The organism is Streptomyces aurantiacus (genome assembly GCF_027107535.1).
In the GTDB taxonomy this organism is placed as follows: Bacteria; Actinomycetota; Actinomycetes; order Streptomycetales; family Streptomycetaceae; genus Streptomyces.
In genome coordinates, this window is record NZ_CP114283.1 from 7,068,723 (window position 1) to 7,085,769 (window position 17,047).

Below are 17,047 nucleotides of genomic sequence, written 5' to 3' on the forward strand. Positions count from 1 at the left end.
CGACCCGTGTCGAGGCAGACAGCACATGAGGAAACCGCAGATCGACTACGCGGCGGTCTTCCGGGCCCTGCCCGGCATGGTGGCACTGCTCACCCCCGAGCTGGTGTACATCGACGCCAACGAGGACTTCCTGCGGCTGGCAGGCCGCACCCGCGAACAACTGCTCGGGCGCTACATTTTCGACGTCTTCCCCGAGAACCCGAACGATCCGGCCGCCGCGGGCATGCGGGAGACCCGTGAGTCGATGCTGCGGGTCGTCTCCACCGGCGAGCGCGACACGATGGCGCTGCTCCGCTACGACATCGAGGACCCCGCGCGCCCGGGCCACTGGGGAGAGCACTACTGGAGCCCGGTCAACGCACCCGTCCTCGGTGCCGACGGGAAGGTGGTGCTCGTCGTGCACCGGGTCGAGGAGGTCACCGAACTCATCCGTGCCCGCGGCGGCCCCGGACACGACAGCCGCGACGCCCACGTGCTGGAGGCCGAGCTGTACACCCGCGCCCGGGAACTGCAGGACGTCAACGAACGGCTGCGTCAGGCACACGCCCGGGAGCGCGAGGTCGCTCTGGCCCTGCAGTCGGCGATGCTGCCCGCACCCGTCCCGATCGGGCCGCACGAGGCAGCCGTGCGCTACCAGCCGGCCATCGACGCCCTGAACGTCTGCGGCGACTGGTACGACCTGGTCGACCTGCCCGGCGAGAACCTCGCGGTCGCGGTCGGTGACGTCGTCGGCCACGGCCTGGCGGCCGCCTGCGCCATGGGACAGCTGCGCAGCGCCCTGAGCGCCGCGTGCCGTGTCGCCGGCGGCCCGGCCCGGGCGCTGGAGGCACTCGGCCTGTACGCCCGTTTCGTCGAGGGCGCCGAGTCCACCACGGTCGTGACCACCTTCATCGACTGGGACAGCCACACCGTCACCTACAGCTGCGCAGGCCACCTCCCGCCGGCCCTGCTGCACCCCGACGGCACCGTCACCTTCCTCGACCAGGCCACCGATCCCCCGCTCGCGGCCCGCCCCGAGCACCACCGGCGCCCGCAGGCCCGCATTCCCTTCACCGAGGGCGCCACCCTGGTCCTCTACACCGACGGCCTCATCGAACGCCGTGACGAGGACATCGACGCCGGGCTGGCCCGCCTCGCCGCCGCCCTGACCCGGCACCGGCGGTCCGGCCCCGAAGCCCTGGCCGACGCCCTGCTCACCGACCTGCTGTCCCCCACCGGCAACACCGACGACACCGCTCTGGTCGTCATCCGCCTCTGACCGACTCCGCCGCGCCCGGCCCGGCCGCGCGGGTCACGCGCCCGCGTCCGGGAGTTCGTACGTGCCGTACTCGGGGCGTCCTGCCAGGTCGTACGTGTGGATGGTCACGCCCGCGCCCGTGACCCGCGCCGCGGTGTGCCTGAACGCGGTCGGTAGGCCGCCGTCGGCGAAGAGACGGCGTCCGGCGCCGAGGACGACGGGGAACGACAGCAGGTGCACGGTGTCGACGAGGTCGAGCGCCAGGAGGGACCGCGCGAGGGCACCGCTGCCGTGGACCTGCACCTCGCCCCGGGTCTTGTCCTTGATGGCGGTGACCTCCTCGGCGAGGTCGCCGCGGATCACGGTGGTGCCGGCCCACTCGGGGTCCGTGAGGCTCGACGAGGCGACGTACTTCGGCAGGGAGTTGAGCTTCGTGGCGACCGGGTCGGCCGGGTCGGTCATCCTCGGCCAGTGCCCGGCGAAGATGTCGTAGGTGCGGCGGCCGAGCAGGAAGGCGCCCACGTCGGAGAAGACCTCGGTGACGAACCGCCCGAAGTCGTCGTCGCCGTAGGGGACGCTCCAGCCGCCCTGGGTGAAGCCGCCGCTGGGGTCCTCGGTGGGGCCTCCGGGGGCCTGGTGGACGCCGTCCAGGGTGATGAACGAGGTGAGAACGAGCTTGCCCATGACGGGTGCCTTCTTTCGCGCCGGATGTCCTGTCATCAGCTCAGACCCTCGGGGCGCCCGCAACTCATCGGTGAACTCGGTGTCCGTTCGCCGCCAGCGTCCCGGGGCCGTGGCCGCTGGGATGGGCACATGACCTCACAGACGACGACACAAGCAGGCATGACCGGAACAGTGGCCCTGGTGACCGGCGGCAGCCGCGGGATCGGCGCGGCGACGGCCGTACGGCTCGCCCGGGAGGGCGCCGACGTGGCCCTGACCTATGTGCGCGACAAGGACGCGGCGGACGACGTCGTCGGGCGGATCCGGGCGCTGGGGCGGCGGGCGCTCGCCCTCCGCGCGGACTCCGCCGACGCGGACGAGGCGTCGGCCGCCGTGGAGCGCGCCGCCGAGGGCCTCGGCGGACTCGACGTGCTGGTGAACAACGCGGGCGTCGGACTGCTCGGCCCCATCGAGAGCCTCTCTCTCGCCGACATCGACCGGGTCCTGGCCGTGAACGTACGAGGGGTGTTCCTCGCGTCCCGGGCGGCGGCGGCCCGGATGGGACCGGGCGGGCGGATCATCACCATCGGTACGTGCATGACGCAGCGCGTGCCGGGCCCCGGCGGCACCCTGTACGCCACCGGGAAGTCGGCGCTCGTCGGCCTGACGAAGGCCCTCGCGAGGGAGCTGGGCGAGCGCGGGATCACGGCGAACATCGTCCATCCCGGGCCGATCGACACGGACATGAATCCGGCCGACGGTCCGTATGCGGCGGGGCAGGCGGCGATGACCGCGGTGGGACGGTTCGGGACGGCCGACGAGGTCGCGTCCGCCGTGGCCTACCTGGCCGGCGCCGAGGCCGCGTACGTCACGGGAGCGGAGTTCTCGGTGGACGGGGGGCATGCGGCCTGACGCCGGCCGGACGGACGGAGGACACCCGCGGGACGGGCCGGGGCTCAGCCGCCGAGTTCCTGGTGGCGGGCCGTCAGGCGGGTCGCGCCGTCTTCCGTCAGGGCGCCGAACAGCCTGAGGCGGGAGATGCCGCCGTCGGGGAAGATGTCCACGCGGGCGTGCGTGCCGACGGCCGGGGCGGCGAGGACGAACCGGTGGTTCGTGTCGGGCTGGAGACGGGTCCGGGGCAGGACCTCCGTCCACTCGCCCTCCGAGCCGTCGCGCACGGAAACGGACGCCCAGCCCGCCGAGTTGCCCTTCAGGTAGGCCGTGTCGATCTCGATCGCGCGGATCTCGGACCGCGCGACGAGCTGGTAGCGGATCCAGTCGTTGCCCTGGTCGCGGCGCCGCCGGGTCTCCCAGCCGTCGTCCATCTTGCGGGAACGCCCCGGCTGGATGGTGTTCGTGGCGGGCGAGTAGAAGCGGTCGGACGCGTCCTCGACCTGGCCGCCGTTCTCCAGGGCGACCACGTCGAAGGTACCGAGGACCGCCAGCCAGCGCGGGTCCGGTACGACCTCGCCGTACACGCGAAGGCGCGCGATGCCGCCGTCGGGGTGCTGGTTGACGCGGAGATGGGTGATGCGCTGCTCGACATCGACGGCGAAGCCGTTGGCCGCGTGACCGCCGACCTCCGTACGGGGTACGAGAGTTGTCCACTTGACGTCGTCCGCGAGGAGTTCCTCGGGGGACGGGCAACCCGGTACCGACGTCCCCTCGACGGACACGGCCTGCGGGTAGTTGCCGCGGAAGTGGGCGGTGTCGACGACGATGCCGCGTACGACACCGGGAGCGCCGAGGCGTACGAGCGCCCAGTCGTGGTCGTCGGCGGTGGGCCACGGACGGCCGGCGGACGCACCGCGCCGGCGCCGGGTCTCCCAGCCGTCCATGATCTTGCCCTTGTGCCCGAAGTGCTCGGGGTCGAACTCCGCCCGCCCGGGCAGCAGCAGGTTCTCGCGCTGGGCGAAGAACTCGTCGTTGGCGGCGACGACCCCGGCGCCGAGCTGCCGGTCGGCGAGGTTGGCGTACCGGGCGAAGGGGAAGTCGGCGGTGCGGTGGTCCGCGTACGGGTCGCCGCCTCCGTAGGGGCTCGCGTCGCCGGTGAATCGAGCCAAAGCGGGTCGATGCTGCTCGGTCACGGTGATCAGGTCTTCCTTTCGGGGACGGCCACTGCGGGTGCGGGGGCGTTCGTGGACTGCGGGGTCGGGCTTCGGGTACGGACTACGGCCGCCGGGACAGGAGTTGCCCGCTCGGCTGGGTGAACTCGCCGTCGGACACGATGCGTTCGCCGCGCAGCCAGGTGGACCGGACGACACCGTGCAGGGTCCGGCCGGCGTAGGCGGTGATCCGGTTGCGGTGCTGGAGGGCCGCCGGATCGACGGTGAAGGTCTCGTCGGGTGCGAGCACCGCGAAGTCGGCGTCGCGGCCGGCCTCGATGGCGCCCTTGCGGTCGTCGAGGCCGACCAGTTCGGCCGTGCGCGAGGACATCCAGCGGACCACGTCCTCCAGGCCGTGTCCTCGTTTGCGGGCCTCGGTCCAGACGGCGGACAGGCTGAGCTGGAGCCCGGAGATGCCGCCCCACGCGGTCGCGAAGTCGTCGGTCTTCAGGTCGGCCGTCGACGGCGAGTGGTCGGTGACCACGCAGTCGATGGTGCCGTCGGCCAGTGCCTGCCACAGGAGATCCTGGTTCGCGGCCTCGCGGATGGGCGGGCAGCACTTGAACTCGCTGGCCCCGTCCGGGACTTCCTCGGCGGTGAGCGTCAGGTAGTGCGGACAGGTCTCCACCGTGAGGCGTACGCCCTCGCGCTTGGCGGCCGCGATCTGCGGCAACGCGTCGCTGGACGACAGGTGCAGTACGTGGACGCGTGCGTCGAGGCGCCTGGCCTGCGCGATGAGGTTCGCGACGGCGGTGTTCTCGGCGTCGCGCGGCCGCGAGGCGAGGAAGGCCGCGTACGCGACGGCCTCCCGCGGGCCCGGCTGGGGCGCGGCCGCCAGGTGGTGCGGGTCCTCGGCGTGCACGATGAGAAGGCCGTCGAATCCGGCGATCTCCGCGAGGGACTGGGCGAGTTGGTCCTGGTCCAGCTCGGGGAACTCGTCGACCCCCGAGGGCGACAGGAACGCCTTGAAACCGAAGACGCCCGCGTCGTGCAGCGGCCGCAGATCCTTGACGTTGCCGGGCAGGGCGCCGCCCCAGAACCCGAGGTCGATGTGCGCCTTGGGCCGGGCGACATCCCTCTTGGTGCGGAGGTGGTCGACCGTCGTGGTGGGAGGCAGCGAGTTGAGGGGCATGTCGACGAGCGTCGTGATGCCACCGGCCGCCGCGGCGCGCGTGGCGGTCCAGAAGCCCTCCCACTCCGTGCGGCCCGGGTCGTTGACGTGCACGTGGGTGTCCACGAGCCCGGGCAGCAGGACGTCGTCGCCGAAGTCCTCCAGCCGGGCCCCGGCGGGCACCTCGGCGTCGTGCGGGAGCACCGCCGTGATCTTTCCCGCGGCGACGGCGACCGAGGCGGCGCGCGTCCCTTCGGGAGTGATGACGCGCGTCGAGCGCAGGACCAGTTCGACCAGTGCGTCGTCGGACACCGGGACCCCTTTCCATGCCGGACGTCTCATCCCGCTGTTTACTTCCACGTAACGGAATTCAACGTTCTGTTGAAGGAGTCTTCACTCCGCACTCCATGCCGTCAAGGGTCGGCCTTCCGGCCGTCGTCGCGAGCGTCAACCCCTAGACGTTTCCACAAAGCGGAAATACACTTCCGTAGAGCAGAACTTAGCCACGCAGAGCCGTACAGTCAACCAACTGCCGGGTAGGCTTCCCACCTGCCTGCCCGTCTGAAAGGACCGCGCCCGTGCCGACGTCCAGCGACGCCCCTGCCGATGTCGCCGCCAAGCCAGCCGCCGGCGGCGGTGGCGTCCAGTCCCTCGAGCGCGCCTTCGACCTGCTGGAGCGGATGGCGGACGCGGGCGGCGAGGTCGGACTGAGCGAGCTCTCCGCGAGCAGCGGTCTGCCGCTGCCCACCATCCACCGCCTCATGCGCACCCTCGTGGCCTGCGGTTACGTGCGCCAGCAGACCAACCGGCGGTACGCGCTCGGACCGCGCCTGATCCGTCTCGGCGAGTCGGCGTCCAGGCTGCTCGGCACGTGGGCGCGCCCCTATCTGGCCCGCCTGGTCGAGGAGACCGGCGAGACGGCGAACATGGCCCTGCTCGACGGCGACGAGATCGTGTACGTGGCCCAGGTGCCGTCCAAGCACTCCATGCGGATGTTCACCGAGGTGGGCCGCAGGGTGCTGCCGCACTCCACCGGCGTCGGCAAGGCCCTGCTCGCCCACGTACCGGCCGACGAGGTGCGCGCCCTCCTGTCCCGTACGGGCATGCCCGCCGCCACCGAGAAGACGATCACGACACCGGACGGCTTCCTCGACGCCCTGGAGGAGGTGCGGCGCTCCGGCTACGCGGTGGACGACAACGAGCAGGAGATCGGGGTCCGCTGCCTCGCCGTCCCCGTGCCCGACTCGCCCACCGCCGCGGCCATTTCGATCTCCGGACCGGCCGGCCGCGTCACGGAGGCGGCCACGGAGCGGATCGTGCCCGTGCTCCAGCAGGTCGCGGTGGAGCTGTCGGCGGCGCTGGCGAGTTCGGGCCCCGGAACCTGACCGGGCCCGGCCGGCGAACTGCGCCCGACGGGCCTGCCCGGCAAGGGAGTTGACCGGCCCGGGAAGGCCGTCGCCCGGTCGGGCTCAGCGGCGCGGCGGCTCTCCGAAGAGGTCGACCGCGCTGCGAACGCCCGCGAGGCCCGCGGCCAGTGCGCTGACCGAGCCGATGGAACCGGCGACCAGGAGCAGCGATCGGCGCAGGCGCGGAGCCTCGGGGATGCCGCTGACGGCCATCGCGGCGAGCGCCGCCAGTTCGTCCTCGGCGATGCCGCGGTCCGGGAACTCGGCCGGAAGCGCGGCGAGTTCGCGACGCAGCCTGGACACCGCGGTCCGCAACTCCGTCACTCTCGGGTCCTCGTCGCTGCCGGTCACTGACCTCTGTCCCAAGCTCCGCAACACAGCTCTCCCCTTCGTACGCCGTCGCGCGCGAGACGCCCTCGCTCCCGCCGACCGTCCCGTGACGCTGGTCGGGCGCCGGGGACGCGGGCCAGTAAACGCCACCCGGTGCGGTGGACGCCACCGCGAGGACCGAAATTCAGACCCCGGACATCCTCTTCTCGCCCCGCGGTCAGGTATGCAGGAGGAATGACGCACAACCAGGACCAGGTCGCCGGGCTGCTCCTCGCCGCGGGCGGCGGCCGGCGCCTCGGCGGACGCCCCAAGGCCCTCCTCGAACACCGGGGGCGCCCGCTGGTGGAGCACGCGGTCGGAGTGCTGCGCGCCGCCGGCTGCGCCCGGGTCCACGTCGTGCTGGGGGCCCGGGCCGACACCGTACGGGAGCGGGCGGAGCTGCCCGGGTGCGTACTGGTGGACAACCCGGACTGGGAGGAGGGCATGGGCTCCTCGCTGCGGGCGGGACTGGAGTCCCTGCGGGGCACCGGAGCGGGCGCCGCTCTCGTGTCGCTGGTCGACCAGCCCGGCATCGGCCCCGAGGCGGTGGCCCGGCTCCTGGCCGCCCACCGGTCCCCCGCGACGCTCGCCTCGGCCTCCTACGAAGGCAGGCGCGGCCACCCCGTCCTCCTCGGCGCCGACCACTGGGCGGGGATCGCCGCGACTGCGACGGGCGACCGGGGGGCACGCGCCTACCTGAAGGAGCACGCGGACGCGATCACGCTCGTCGAGTGCGCGGACGTGGCACAGCCGTACGACATCGACACGGTGGCGGACCTCGCACACCTGGAACAGCACCCGGGGTGAACGGGGTGGCACCGAGCGCCACCTTCCCTCGACCCGGAGAATCTCGACATCAACAAATTATTGAACTTCCACCATGAGGAAACTAGTATCCACTGCTCAGAAGCGCCCGGCCCCTCCACGGGCATCCACCGCCGTACCCGGTCGACTGGCACCCGGTGCCACGCTCGCTGAAGGAAGTGACCGCTCATGTCCGCACCAGCGCCGTCCCCGCTGGCCATCGTCGACGCCGAGCCCCTGCCCCGGCAGGAGGAGGTCCTCACCGACGAGGCCCTCGCCTTCGTGGCCGAGTTGCACCGGCGGTTCACGCCCCGGCGTGACGAGCTTCTCGCCCTGCGCGCCGGGCGCCGCGCCGAGATCGCCCGCACCTCCACGCTCGACTTCCTCCCGGAGACCGCCGCGATCCGCGCGGACGACTCCTGGCGAGTGGCCCCGTCGCCCGAGGCCCTGAACGACCGCCGCGTCGAGATCACCGGGCCCACCGACCGCAAGATGACCATCAACGCCCTCAACTCGGGCGCCAGGATCTGGCTGGCGGACTTCGAGGACGCCTCCGCGCCGACCTGGGAGAACGTGGTCCTCGGCCAGGTGAACATGGCCGACGCGTACACCCGGAACATCGATTTCACGGACGAGCGCACCGGCAGGTCGTACGCCCTGAAGGCACCCGGGGAACTGGCCACGGTCGTGATGCGCCCGCGCGGCTGGCATCTGGACGAGCGCCACCTCGTCGACGCCGACGGCACCCCGGTCCCCGGCGCCCTCGTCGACTTCGGCCTGTACTTCTTCCACAACGCCCAGCGGCTGCTGGACCTCGGCAAGGGCCCGTACTTCTACCTGCCGAAGACGGAGTCGCACCTGGAGGCCCGCCTCTGGAACGAGGTGTTCGTCTTCGCGCAGGACCACGTCGGCATCCCGCAGGGCACCGTCCGCGCGACCGTCCTGATCGAGACGATCACGGCGGCGTACGAGATGGAGGAGATCCTCTACGAACTCCGCGACCACGCCTCGGGGTTGAACGCGGGCCGCTGGGACTACCTCTTCTCCATCGTCAAGAACTTCCGTGACGGCGGGCAGAAGTTCGTCCTCCCCGACCGCAACGCGGTGACGATGACGGCCCCGTTCATGCGCGCGTACACCGAACTGCTCGTCCGCACCTGCCACAAGCGGGGAGCGCACGCGATCGGCGGCATGGCCGCGTTCATCCCGTCCCGGCGGGACGAGGAGGTCAACAAGGTCGCCTTCGAGAAGGTCAAGGCCGACAAGGACCGCGAGGCGGGCGACGGATTCGACGGATCGTGGGTGGCCCACCCCGACCTGGTCCCGATCGCGATGGCGTCCTTCGACGCCGTGCTCGGCGACAAGCCGAACCAGAAGGACCGGCTGCGCGAGGACGTCGACGTCAAGGCGGCCGACCTGATCGCCGTCGACTCCCTGGAGGCCAGGCCCACGTACGACGGACTGGTCAACGCCGTCCAGGTCGGTATCCGCTACATCGAGGCCTGGCTGCGCGGCATGGGCGCCGTCGCGATCTTCAACCTGATGGAGGACGCGGCCACCGCGGAGATCTCGCGCTCGCAGATCTGGCAGTGGATCAACGCGGGCGTCGAGTTCGAGCACGACGGGCACACCGTGAAGGCGACGCCCGAGCTGACCCGGGAGATCGCGGCCCGGGAGCTGGCGGACATCCGCGCGGAGCTCGGCGAGGAGGCCTACGCGGCCGGTCGCTGGCAGCAGGCCCACGACCTGCTGCTGACAGTCGCGCTCGACGAGGACTACGCGGACTTCCTCACCCTGCCGGCCTACGAACAGCTGGCCGGCTGAGCGGGCCGCACCGCGCGTACTACCTCTCCGAGTGGCCCAGGGTCTTCCCCGGGGCCACTCGGTCGCGTACCAGGCGCTTCACGGCCGTCGGCTCGGGGAAACCCTGCTCACGGCGGTCCCAGATCACCTCGTCGTCGACGCGTACGACGAAGACGCCGCCGCTGCCCGGCTTGAGCGCGAGCTCGGTCAGCTCCTGCTCGAAGGTGGTGAGGAGCTCCTGGGCGAGCCACGCGGCCCGGGGCAGCCAGCGGCACTGGGTGCAGTACTCGATCTGCACGCGGTGCGGCCGCACCGTCGCTGCGGGCGTGTTCTCCGGTGTCATCCGAGGTGTACCGACCAATCCTGTTCCGCCGCCGGTTTGCCGTGCAGGTCGGGGACCCGCTTCAGCCAGTCCGGGCGGCCCCGCCGGGTCTTCGCCGCCCGGTGGGCGTCCTCGTCCGCGAGCTGTTCACGGGTGGGGAAGCCCGTGGGAAGCCAGGCCTCGGAGGCCCTCACCCGGGCCAGGAGGTATCCGACGTACGCCTCGCGGACCTCGTCGGGGGTCGTGAAGCCGGGCTCGTCGGCGAGCCAGGCGTCGGGCACCTCCGCGGTGATCGCGCGCAGCAGGTCCTCCGTCACCCTGGGCGCCAGCTCGGCGTCGGCCGCGCGCGTGTCGGGGGTGTGGCCGCCGAGCGCGTGCCGCCGGAAGTCGTACGCCTTCTCCGGCGACGAGGCGTCCCAACGGTGGTGGAAGACCAGCGCGGCGCCGTGGTCGATCAGCCACAGCTTCGGGGGCGCGACACCGAGCGTGGGCCAGACCATCAGGTTCGAGCTGTGCGTCGTCCGGTCGACGTTGACCGTGAGGGCGTCCAGCCAGATGATCCGGCCGGCCTCCAGGGGGTCGACCTCGAACGCCTTCGCGACCTCCGGGGTGAAGTCCTGGGCGCCCGGAAGATAGTCCATGCCGAGGTTGAGTCCGGCGCTGGAGCGGAGAAGGTCCTGCACCTCCGCGTGCGGCTCGTGCTCGGCGACGGCCGGGTCGAAGTGCACCAGCACCAGCTCGGGGAACCGCAGTCCGAGCGCACGCGCCAGCTCACCCACGATCACCTCGGCGACCAGCGCCTTCAGCCCCTGCGCCGAGCCGGTGAACTTCACGACGTAGGTGCCCAGGTCATCGGCCTCGACGATTCCGGGGACGGAGCCGCCCGCCCGCAGCGGGGTCACGTATCGATCGGCGGTCACTTCGCGCAGCACATCCGCCACTGTAATTCAGTCGCTCGCACGACTGATCGCAATTTCCGGGCCACGGTCCTGACGACCGCGGCACACCACGCCCGTCAGACGTCCGCCACGCGCAGCGGGTTCGGGACGGGCCGGTAGCGTGCGTCCGCGCCGTCCGCCTCCGTCCAGCGCAGCAGCAGGTTCGTCTTGCCGGGCAGGGCCGGTGACCGCAGGAGGTCCGTCACCTCGGGCAGCCGAGGCTCGTACCGTGCCAGTTCCCGCCGTACGGGCTCCCAGGGCTCCAGCTCCGGGTGCCGCTCCCGCAGGGCGCCCGCGATCTCCAGCAGGTTGTTCACGACCAGGCAGTACACCAGCCGCTCCCAGCCGGCCTCCCGCGTCACCTCCGGCAGCAGCTTCACGCCCTCGGCGTCCCGGAACAGTGCCTGCACCGGCACGCCGTCGCCGTCCACGGCCACCACCGTGTTCTGCAGATGCGCTTCGAGCACGACGCCGTGCCGGGCGAACAACTCCAGTACCGGCGGGACGACTTGACGCAGATACGCCGTCCACCAGGCGGCCGGATCGGCGAGGGTGTCCAGGGGGTTGCCGTCGAAGCCCGCCAGGTCCCGCACGCCGTCCGGATCGAGGGGGTCGCGGGTGCCCTGTACGCCCTCCGTCAGCGCGGCCGCCAGCAGGGGAGTCGAACCGGGGGTCACATGCTCACGCAGACCGTCACGTACGAGGACGGCCAGCTCCTCGAAGGCGAAGTCCGCCGTGCGGTAGCCGCGGTCGCTCAGCCAGGCCGGGCCGGCGTCCAGGGCGGCGAAGGCCGACGTCACCGCGGTGTCCGTACGGCGCAGTGCGAGCAGGTCGTGACGCCACAGGCGGCGGATGTCGTTGGTGATGCGGACGTCGAGGCTGAACTTCACGAAGAGGTCGGCGCCGGGGACGTACAGGGTGCGGACGGCGGCCGTCGGCCAGGCGGGCCGGGCGGAGGGGCCCAGTCGTACGAGGCGGCCGTCGGCGAGGGCCGCGCGGATCTCCGGGCGGGCGCCGACGAGGTCGAGCTGCCAGGGGTGGGCCGGCAGGAGGCGGTAGCCGGGCGGGGCCTCGCCCAGGGCGTCGAGGGCCCTCGTGTCGCCGTCCTCCACGCAGGCGTCCTCCCGCAGGCCCAGCAGCACCAGCGGAAACGCGGCGTACGCCTCGGGGGCGTACGGGAGCCAGCCGGTCACCGGGCCGCCGCCGCGCGCCTTGGGCGCCGGGTGGTGGGGATGCCCCGTGATCAGGGACTGCTCGGAACGCCGGTATGGGTCGGTGGGCGGAGCCGTACCCGCGCGGGCCGCCAGGATCGCCGCCACCACGTCCCGGCTGTCGGTCATCTCGGCGGGCAGCCCGGGGTTGGAAAGGCCGGTGTGGCGGCGCAGTTCCTCGGCGGTGAGCTCGACCAGCGCGGCATGGCCGAGCCGCTGCCAGGCGCCGTCGGTGAACAGCTCCGGGTCGCGCGGCCTGCGCCCGTCACGCACCCGCAGGAGCCGTCCGCCGGGCAGCCGGTACACCCGCCGTCCGCCCGGCTCCCGCGGCCCCGGTACGGGTTCGCCGATCTCCCGCAGCAGACAATTGAGCAGCGGCGCCGACGCGTACGCGTCGGCTGCTTCGGCGACGCCGTCACCGGGGTGCATGGGTGGCACGGGGTGCATGAGATCCACGCGATCCGTTCGTTGCATACGGTGCACTGGCGCTCAGTATGTCCGGCGTCGTACCCGGCCGCGATGAGTCCCTCACTCTAGGAGCCCCTGTGCACCCTGCCCGCACCCCGGCCGAGACCGAGACCGCTCTCGCCGCCGAGCTGCGCACCGTACGCCCCGCCCTGGTGTCCCCGTACACGGCCGAGCTTCCCGGCGCGCGCGCTGCCGTGCTGTCCCGGTTGTGGCGGGGGCTCGCCCACGAGCCGCTGCCGTGGGTCACGCGCCGCGCGGGCGACCTCGACGGGCTGGTGCTGCTGCTGGCCGACGGCCGTCGGCTGCGCGGCCCGCGACCGGACCCGTACGCGACGGCCGTGACCGTCACGCAGGTCGAGCTGGACGGTGTGGTGTACGACCACCCGGCCGCGCTGATGACGGCGCTCGGGCTCCCGCACGGCGGACCCTTCGCCGCCGAACTCGCCCACAGCGCGGCCTCGTTGGCCCTGTCCCGCGCCAACCAGCACCCGTCGGAGGACCCCTGTGCGCTCTGGGAGTGGGAGCAGCGGGTCGTCGACGGTCACCCCTTTCACCCCAACTGCCGCTCCAGGCCGGGGTTCTCGGTGGCCGAGCAGCTCGCCTACGCGCCGGAGCACCGGCCGGTGGTCGAGCTGCGGACGGTCGCCGTCCGGGAGGACGACTGCCGGGTGACGGGCGAGTGGCCGTACCGGGAGGCGGGGCGCGTGCTCATCCCCGTCCATCCGTGGCAGGCGCGGCATGTGCTGAAGGACGAGAAGACCCTCGGGGACGGTATGGCCGCGCACCCCCTGATGTCCCTGCGCACCCTGGCCGTGCCGGGCGGGCCGCACCTCAAGACCGCGCTCAGCGCCCGGCTGACCTCGTCCGTGCGGGACATCTCGGTGTACTCGATCACGTCGGCGGCGACGGTGTCGGCGTTCATGGAGTCGATGGCCGGGCGCCTGGACGGCCTGCTCCACATCACCCGGACTCTTGGGGCCGTCACCGCCAACACACCTGATCTGGCCGCGGTTTCGCGTGAGTCGCCGGATGTGTACGCGCGGACGGGCGAACAGGTCGTCCCTGTCGCGTCGCTCGCCGCGGACGTCCGTCCCCGGTCCGCGGACTGGCTGGCGCAGTTCAGCCGGCTCGCGCTCACGGTGGGGCTGCGTCTGCTCGATCTGGGGGTGGCCCTGGAGGCGCACGGCCAGAACCTGCTCGTGGTGCTCTCCCCCGCCGGTGCCCCGGTGCGGCTGGTCTACCGCGACCTGGCGGACATCCGGATCAGCCCGGCCCGGCTGGCCCGACACGGCATCCCGGCACCCGATCTGACGGGCCGTATCGTCACCGACGACGAGTCCGTCCTGCGTAGCAAGCTCTTCGGCTCGCTCGTCGCGGGCACCCTCGCGGCCACGGCCGGTTCGGCGTCCGCGCTGCGCGAGGCACTGTCCGCGGCGGTACGGGACCTGCCGCGCACCCCCGACCTCACGGCGCTCCTCGAAGAGCCCCTGCCCGCCAAGGCGTTGACCCTGATGCGGCTGTCGCCCGAGCGGCCCGGCGACATCTGGGCCCGGCTGCCCAACCCGCTCGCCGACCCACCGTCGGGCCGGTCCACGGGTCGGTCTTCGGGCCAGCCGTTCTGACGTGCGGCAGCTGTGATCGACAGGATCCGGCGCACTCGTTTTGAAGCGTGGCGCCTTTGCTCCGTAGGATCCGGCGATGATCACAAGAAAACGGCTGGCGGCGGGTACCTGCGCCCTGCTCGCCGCCCTGACGGCCGGGATCGCCCTGCCGGCCGGAGCCGTCGCCGACGAACCCACGGGTGCCGCGCCCAAGGTGAACCTCGTCCTCGACGTCAGCGGTTCGATGCGGGCGCGGGACATCGACGGCCAGACCCGGATGGCGGCGGCGAAGCAGGCCTTCAACGAGGTCCTCGACGCGACTCCCGAGGAGGTCCGGCTGGGCATACGGACACTCGGCGCCAACTACCGCGGCGACGACCGCAAAACGGGCTGCAAGGACACCGAACAGCTCTACCCCGTCGGGCCGTTGGACCGCACCGAGGCGAAGACGGCGGTCGCGACCCTGTCGCCCACCGGCTGGACCCCGATCGGCCCCGCGCTCCTCAAGGCGGCCGACGACCTGGAGGGCGGTGAGGGCTCCCGCCGTATCGTCCTCATCAGCGACGGCGAGGACACCTGCGCCCCGCTGGACCCGTGCGAGGTGGCGCGGGAGATCGCCGCCAAGGGGATCGGCCTCACCATCGACACCCTCGGACTGGTGCCGAACACCAAGATGCGGCAGCAGCTCAGCTGCATCGCGGAGGCCACCGGCGGAACGTACACGTCGGTCGAGCACACCGACGAACTCACCGACAAGGTCAACCAGTTGGTCGACCGGGCCGCCGATCCGGTGGTGACGCCGGTCGCGGTGGAAGGGGCCGACGCCTGCGCGAAGGCTCCCGCGGTCAAGTCCGGGCTCTACACCGACCGTGAGGAGTTCGGGCAGCACCGCTGGTACCGCGTGGACGTCCCGGCCGGCTCCGAACTGCGCGCCTCGGTGAGCGTCGCGGCCGACCGCCGGGTCGACCGGGACTACGGCGTGACGCTGCGGGCGGTCACCTCGCACGGGCGTGAGATCGTACGCGGCGAGTCGACCGGCGACGGACGGACCGACGTCATGTCGGCCGGACTGCGCCACCCCAGTGCGGAGAGCGACGACGACTCCGGTGACGAGGCCGCCACGGAGACCGTGTGTCTCCAGGTCGCCAACTCCTTCTCAGCGGCCCCCGGAGTGAAGACCACACCCGGCCTGCCGCTCGAACTGACCGTGGATGTCGTGGACGGGCCCGGCACATCGAGCGACGTGGCCTCCTTCGGCCTCGGGCGCGGCTGGTGGCTGCTGGGCGCCCTGGTGCTCACCGGCTTCCTCGCGGGTGTGCTGTGGGGCTGGGTCTCGCGCTGGCGGATCACGGTCTGGAGGACCAACTGATGCGTGCCAACCGTATGTCGAGCGCCGTCGGCGCCAGAGGTGTCGCCCGCGCGATCGGTGCGGGGTTGCTGCTGCTCGGGGTCTCGGTGACCCCCGCGACCGCCGACTCCTCCCCCTCCGCGAGCCCTTCGGACGACGACTCGGCGCCCACCTCGGCGGGTACGTCCTTCCGTACGGCGGCGGAGGTCGACCAGGGGCAGCGGGCGACCGCGAGCGCCTCCACGGGCGACTACCTCTACTGGTCGTTCCCCGCCGACGCCGGGCAGCGGCCCACCGTGAAGGCGAAGGTGAAGCTGCCGGACGCGCACGCCTCCGCGACCTGGCAGATCGACGTGTACGACGGGCTGCGGCGTCGACAGGCGTGCCAGTACGGGGCGCAGACGCGGACGGCCGCCCAGGAGGCCGCGTCCGTGGACCTGTCCTGCACCCTGCGCACGGTCCGCGCCTGGTCGGAGCCGTGGGCCGACGACCCGCTGCCCGGCACGTACTACGTCCGGCTGACGACCGTCGGCCTGGAGGCGGCCGACCTCGGACTGCCGGTGGACGCCGAGGTGCGGGTCGACTCGAAGGACATGGGCGGGGCGGCGGCGGTCGACGGCTCGCTGGCCGAGCCACTGGTCCCGGGCATCGCGGTGACGGCGAAGGAGGACGAGGAGTCCGACACGCCTGCCGCCGTGCTGTCCAGCATCGAGCCCGATGACGGGTGGGCGTCCGGGTGGTGGTCCGACCGTTGGGTGTGGACCGGGATCGGGGGCGTGCTGGCCGCGCTCGCGGGAGTCGGCGGGTACACGCTGACGCGGGGGCCCGGGCGGCCCTCACGGGTGCCGCCGGGCGCCTGAGTCTCCCGTTCCGCGGCCGTGTCGTGTCCGCGGACCGGCCATCGCTCGTCCGCGGACCGGTCATGACTCGTCCGCGGTTCCCCGCGCTCCTTCGGGGCGTTCGGCCCGTCGCACCGGTTCCGCGGTGCGGCGGGCCTCCGACCGCCCAGGGACGGTCAGGCCTCCCGCAGCGCCTTGGCCAGGGGGCCCTCTCCCGTCACCGCGATCCGTCCGCCCCGTACCGCCTCCGGCAGTGTCAGGTCTCCCCGGCCGAGCAGCGTGCACGCCTCGGTGTCGAGCGTGAGGCGGGCGTCGGGTTCCTCGGGGGCGGGACCCTCCCCGTACACCGGCCCGTCCACCGAGCCGAGCCGCACGTGGAACTCACCCTCGTCCAGGCACACGTGGACGATGCCGTCGCCAAGTCCCGCCAGGCTCCGCATCAGTGGCAGCGCGAACCAGTGCGCGCGCACGGCGTCGGTGGGCCGCCGCTCCGCCAGCAGCGGCGCGCCCCACTCCCCCAGGGCCTGCAGCACGGGCAGCAACGCGCGCCCACGCACGCTGAGTTCGTACACGTAGGCCGCGGCCGGCGGGGGCAGTCGGCGCCGGGTCGCCAGGCCGTCCCGCTCCATGTCCTTGAGGCGGGAGGCGAGCACGTCGGTACTCACACCGGGCAGGTCCGCGTGCAGGTCGGTGTAGCGACGCGGACCGGCGAGCAGCTCGCGGACGATCAGAAGGGTCCAGCGGTCACCGACGGCGTCGAGGGCCCGGGCCGCGGAACAGTACTGGTCGTAGCTTCGGCGAGGTGACATGCGACGCAGTCTA

General features: G+C 72.5%; 16 protein-coding genes. 8 read left to right on the forward strand and 8 right to left on the reverse strand.

Translation table 11 applies throughout. The features are described from left to right. Positions 1-25 precede the first annotated feature (25 nt). The gene (locus tag O1Q96_RS33390) at positions 26-1,258 is read left to right on the forward strand and encodes a PP2C family protein-serine/threonine phosphatase (protein ID WP_269251703.1); all 1,233 of its coding nucleotides are present in this window, start codon (positions 26-28) and stop codon (positions 1,256-1,258) included. A gap of 33 nt (positions 1,259-1,291) precedes the next feature. Here the strand turns inward: O1Q96_RS33390 and O1Q96_RS33395 are convergent, their stop codons facing one another. Next, positions 1,292-1,921 (reverse strand): dihydrofolate reductase family protein, encoded by a 630-nt coding sequence (locus tag O1Q96_RS33395; RefSeq protein ID WP_269251704.1) that lies wholly within the window; start codon positions 1,919-1,921, stop codon positions 1,292-1,294. Between the two features lie 129 nt (positions 1,922-2,050). On the opposite strand from O1Q96_RS33395, the gene O1Q96_RS33400 reads away from it, so the two are divergent. Then, a complete protein-coding gene (locus O1Q96_RS33400; RefSeq protein ID WP_419586989.1) occupies positions 2,051-2,812 on the forward strand; it encodes an SDR family oxidoreductase in 762 nt (253 codons plus the stop codon). Positions 2,813-2,856: 44 nt separating this feature from the next. Here the strand turns inward: O1Q96_RS33400 and alc are convergent, their stop codons facing one another. Together alc and allB are read right to left on the reverse strand one after the other, a co-directional pair. Further along, entirely contained in the window at positions 2,857-3,987 is a 1,131-nt protein-coding gene (gene alc, locus O1Q96_RS33405; RefSeq protein ID WP_269251706.1) for an allantoicase, read from the reverse strand. An 82-nt stretch (positions 3,988-4,069) separates the two neighbouring features. Further along, positions 4,070-5,458, reverse strand: coding sequence for an allantoinase AllB (allB, locus tag O1Q96_RS33410; RefSeq protein ID WP_269251707.1), 1,389 nt, complete (start codon positions 5,456-5,458; stop codon positions 4,070-4,072). 236 nt (positions 5,459-5,694) lie between these two features. Here allB and O1Q96_RS33415 point away from each other — a divergent pair, with 236 nt between their 5' ends. Beyond that, a complete protein-coding gene (locus O1Q96_RS33415) occupies positions 5,695-6,501 on the forward strand; it encodes an IclR family transcriptional regulator (protein WP_269251708.1) in 807 nt (268 codons plus the stop codon). Positions 6,502-6,585: 84 nt separating this feature from the next. Here the strand turns inward: O1Q96_RS33415 and O1Q96_RS33420 are convergent, their stop codons facing one another. Further along, positions 6,586-6,900: a DUF5955 family protein gene (locus O1Q96_RS33420; protein ID WP_269251709.1), complete on the reverse strand. Its 315-nt coding sequence runs from the start codon at positions 6,898-6,900 to the stop codon at positions 6,586-6,588. 186 nt (positions 6,901-7,086) lie between these two features. On the opposite strand from O1Q96_RS33420, the gene O1Q96_RS33425 reads away from it, so the two are divergent. Together O1Q96_RS33425 and aceB are read left to right on the forward strand one after the other, a co-directional pair. Next, positions 7,087-7,698, forward strand: coding sequence for a nucleotidyltransferase family protein (locus O1Q96_RS33425; protein WP_269251710.1), 612 nt, complete (start codon positions 7,087-7,089; stop codon positions 7,696-7,698). Between the two features lie 186 nt (positions 7,699-7,884). Further along, on the forward strand, positions 7,885-9,519 hold the full coding sequence (aceB, locus tag O1Q96_RS33430; protein ID WP_269251711.1) for a malate synthase A: 1,635 nt from the start codon (positions 7,885-7,887) through the stop codon (positions 9,517-9,519). Between the two features lie 19 nt (positions 9,520-9,538). Here the strand turns inward: aceB and O1Q96_RS33435 are convergent, their stop codons facing one another. From O1Q96_RS33435 to O1Q96_RS33445, 3 genes are all read right to left on the reverse strand, one after another. Continuing rightward, a complete protein-coding gene (locus O1Q96_RS33435; protein WP_269251712.1) occupies positions 9,539-9,841 on the reverse strand; it encodes an Rdx family protein in 303 nt (100 codons plus the stop codon). Then, positions 9,838-10,752, reverse strand: coding sequence for a HipA family kinase (locus O1Q96_RS33440; RefSeq protein ID WP_269251713.1), 915 nt, complete (start codon positions 10,750-10,752; stop codon positions 9,838-9,840). The genes O1Q96_RS33435 and O1Q96_RS33440 overlap by 4 nt, the downstream gene beginning before the upstream one ends. Before the next feature lie 83 nt (positions 10,753-10,835). Then, entirely contained in the window at positions 10,836-12,416 is a 1,581-nt protein-coding gene (locus tag O1Q96_RS33445) for an IucA/IucC family protein (RefSeq protein ID WP_269253828.1), read from the reverse strand. A gap of 47 nt (positions 12,417-12,463) precedes the next feature. On the opposite strand from O1Q96_RS33445, the gene O1Q96_RS33450 reads away from it, so the two are divergent. The 3 genes from O1Q96_RS33450 (at position 12,464) to O1Q96_RS33460 (ending at position 16,246) form a co-directional block, all read left to right on the forward strand. Continuing rightward, on the forward strand, positions 12,464-14,059 hold the full coding sequence (locus O1Q96_RS33450) for an IucA/IucC family protein (protein WP_419586990.1): 1,596 nt from the start codon (positions 12,464-12,466) through the stop codon (positions 14,057-14,059). A 76-nt stretch (positions 14,060-14,135) separates the two neighbouring features. Further along, positions 14,136-15,407, forward strand: coding sequence for a VWA domain-containing protein (locus tag O1Q96_RS33455; protein WP_269251715.1), 1,272 nt, complete (start codon positions 14,136-14,138; stop codon positions 15,405-15,407). Further along, positions 15,407-16,246 carry a hypothetical protein gene (locus O1Q96_RS33460; protein ID WP_269251716.1) on the forward strand — a complete coding sequence of 280 codons (840 nt, stop codon included), beginning with the start codon at positions 15,407-15,409 and terminating at the stop codon, positions 16,244-16,246. Before O1Q96_RS33455 ends, O1Q96_RS33460 begins: the two co-directional genes overlap by 1 nt. A gap of 155 nt (positions 16,247-16,401) precedes the next feature. Here O1Q96_RS33460 and O1Q96_RS33465 read toward each other — a convergent pair whose 3' ends face one another. Continuing rightward, positions 16,402-17,034 (reverse strand): winged helix-turn-helix transcriptional regulator, encoded by a 633-nt coding sequence (locus O1Q96_RS33465; RefSeq protein ID WP_269251717.1) that lies wholly within the window; start codon positions 17,032-17,034, stop codon positions 16,402-16,404. Positions 17,035-17,047: the final 13 nt, after the last annotated feature.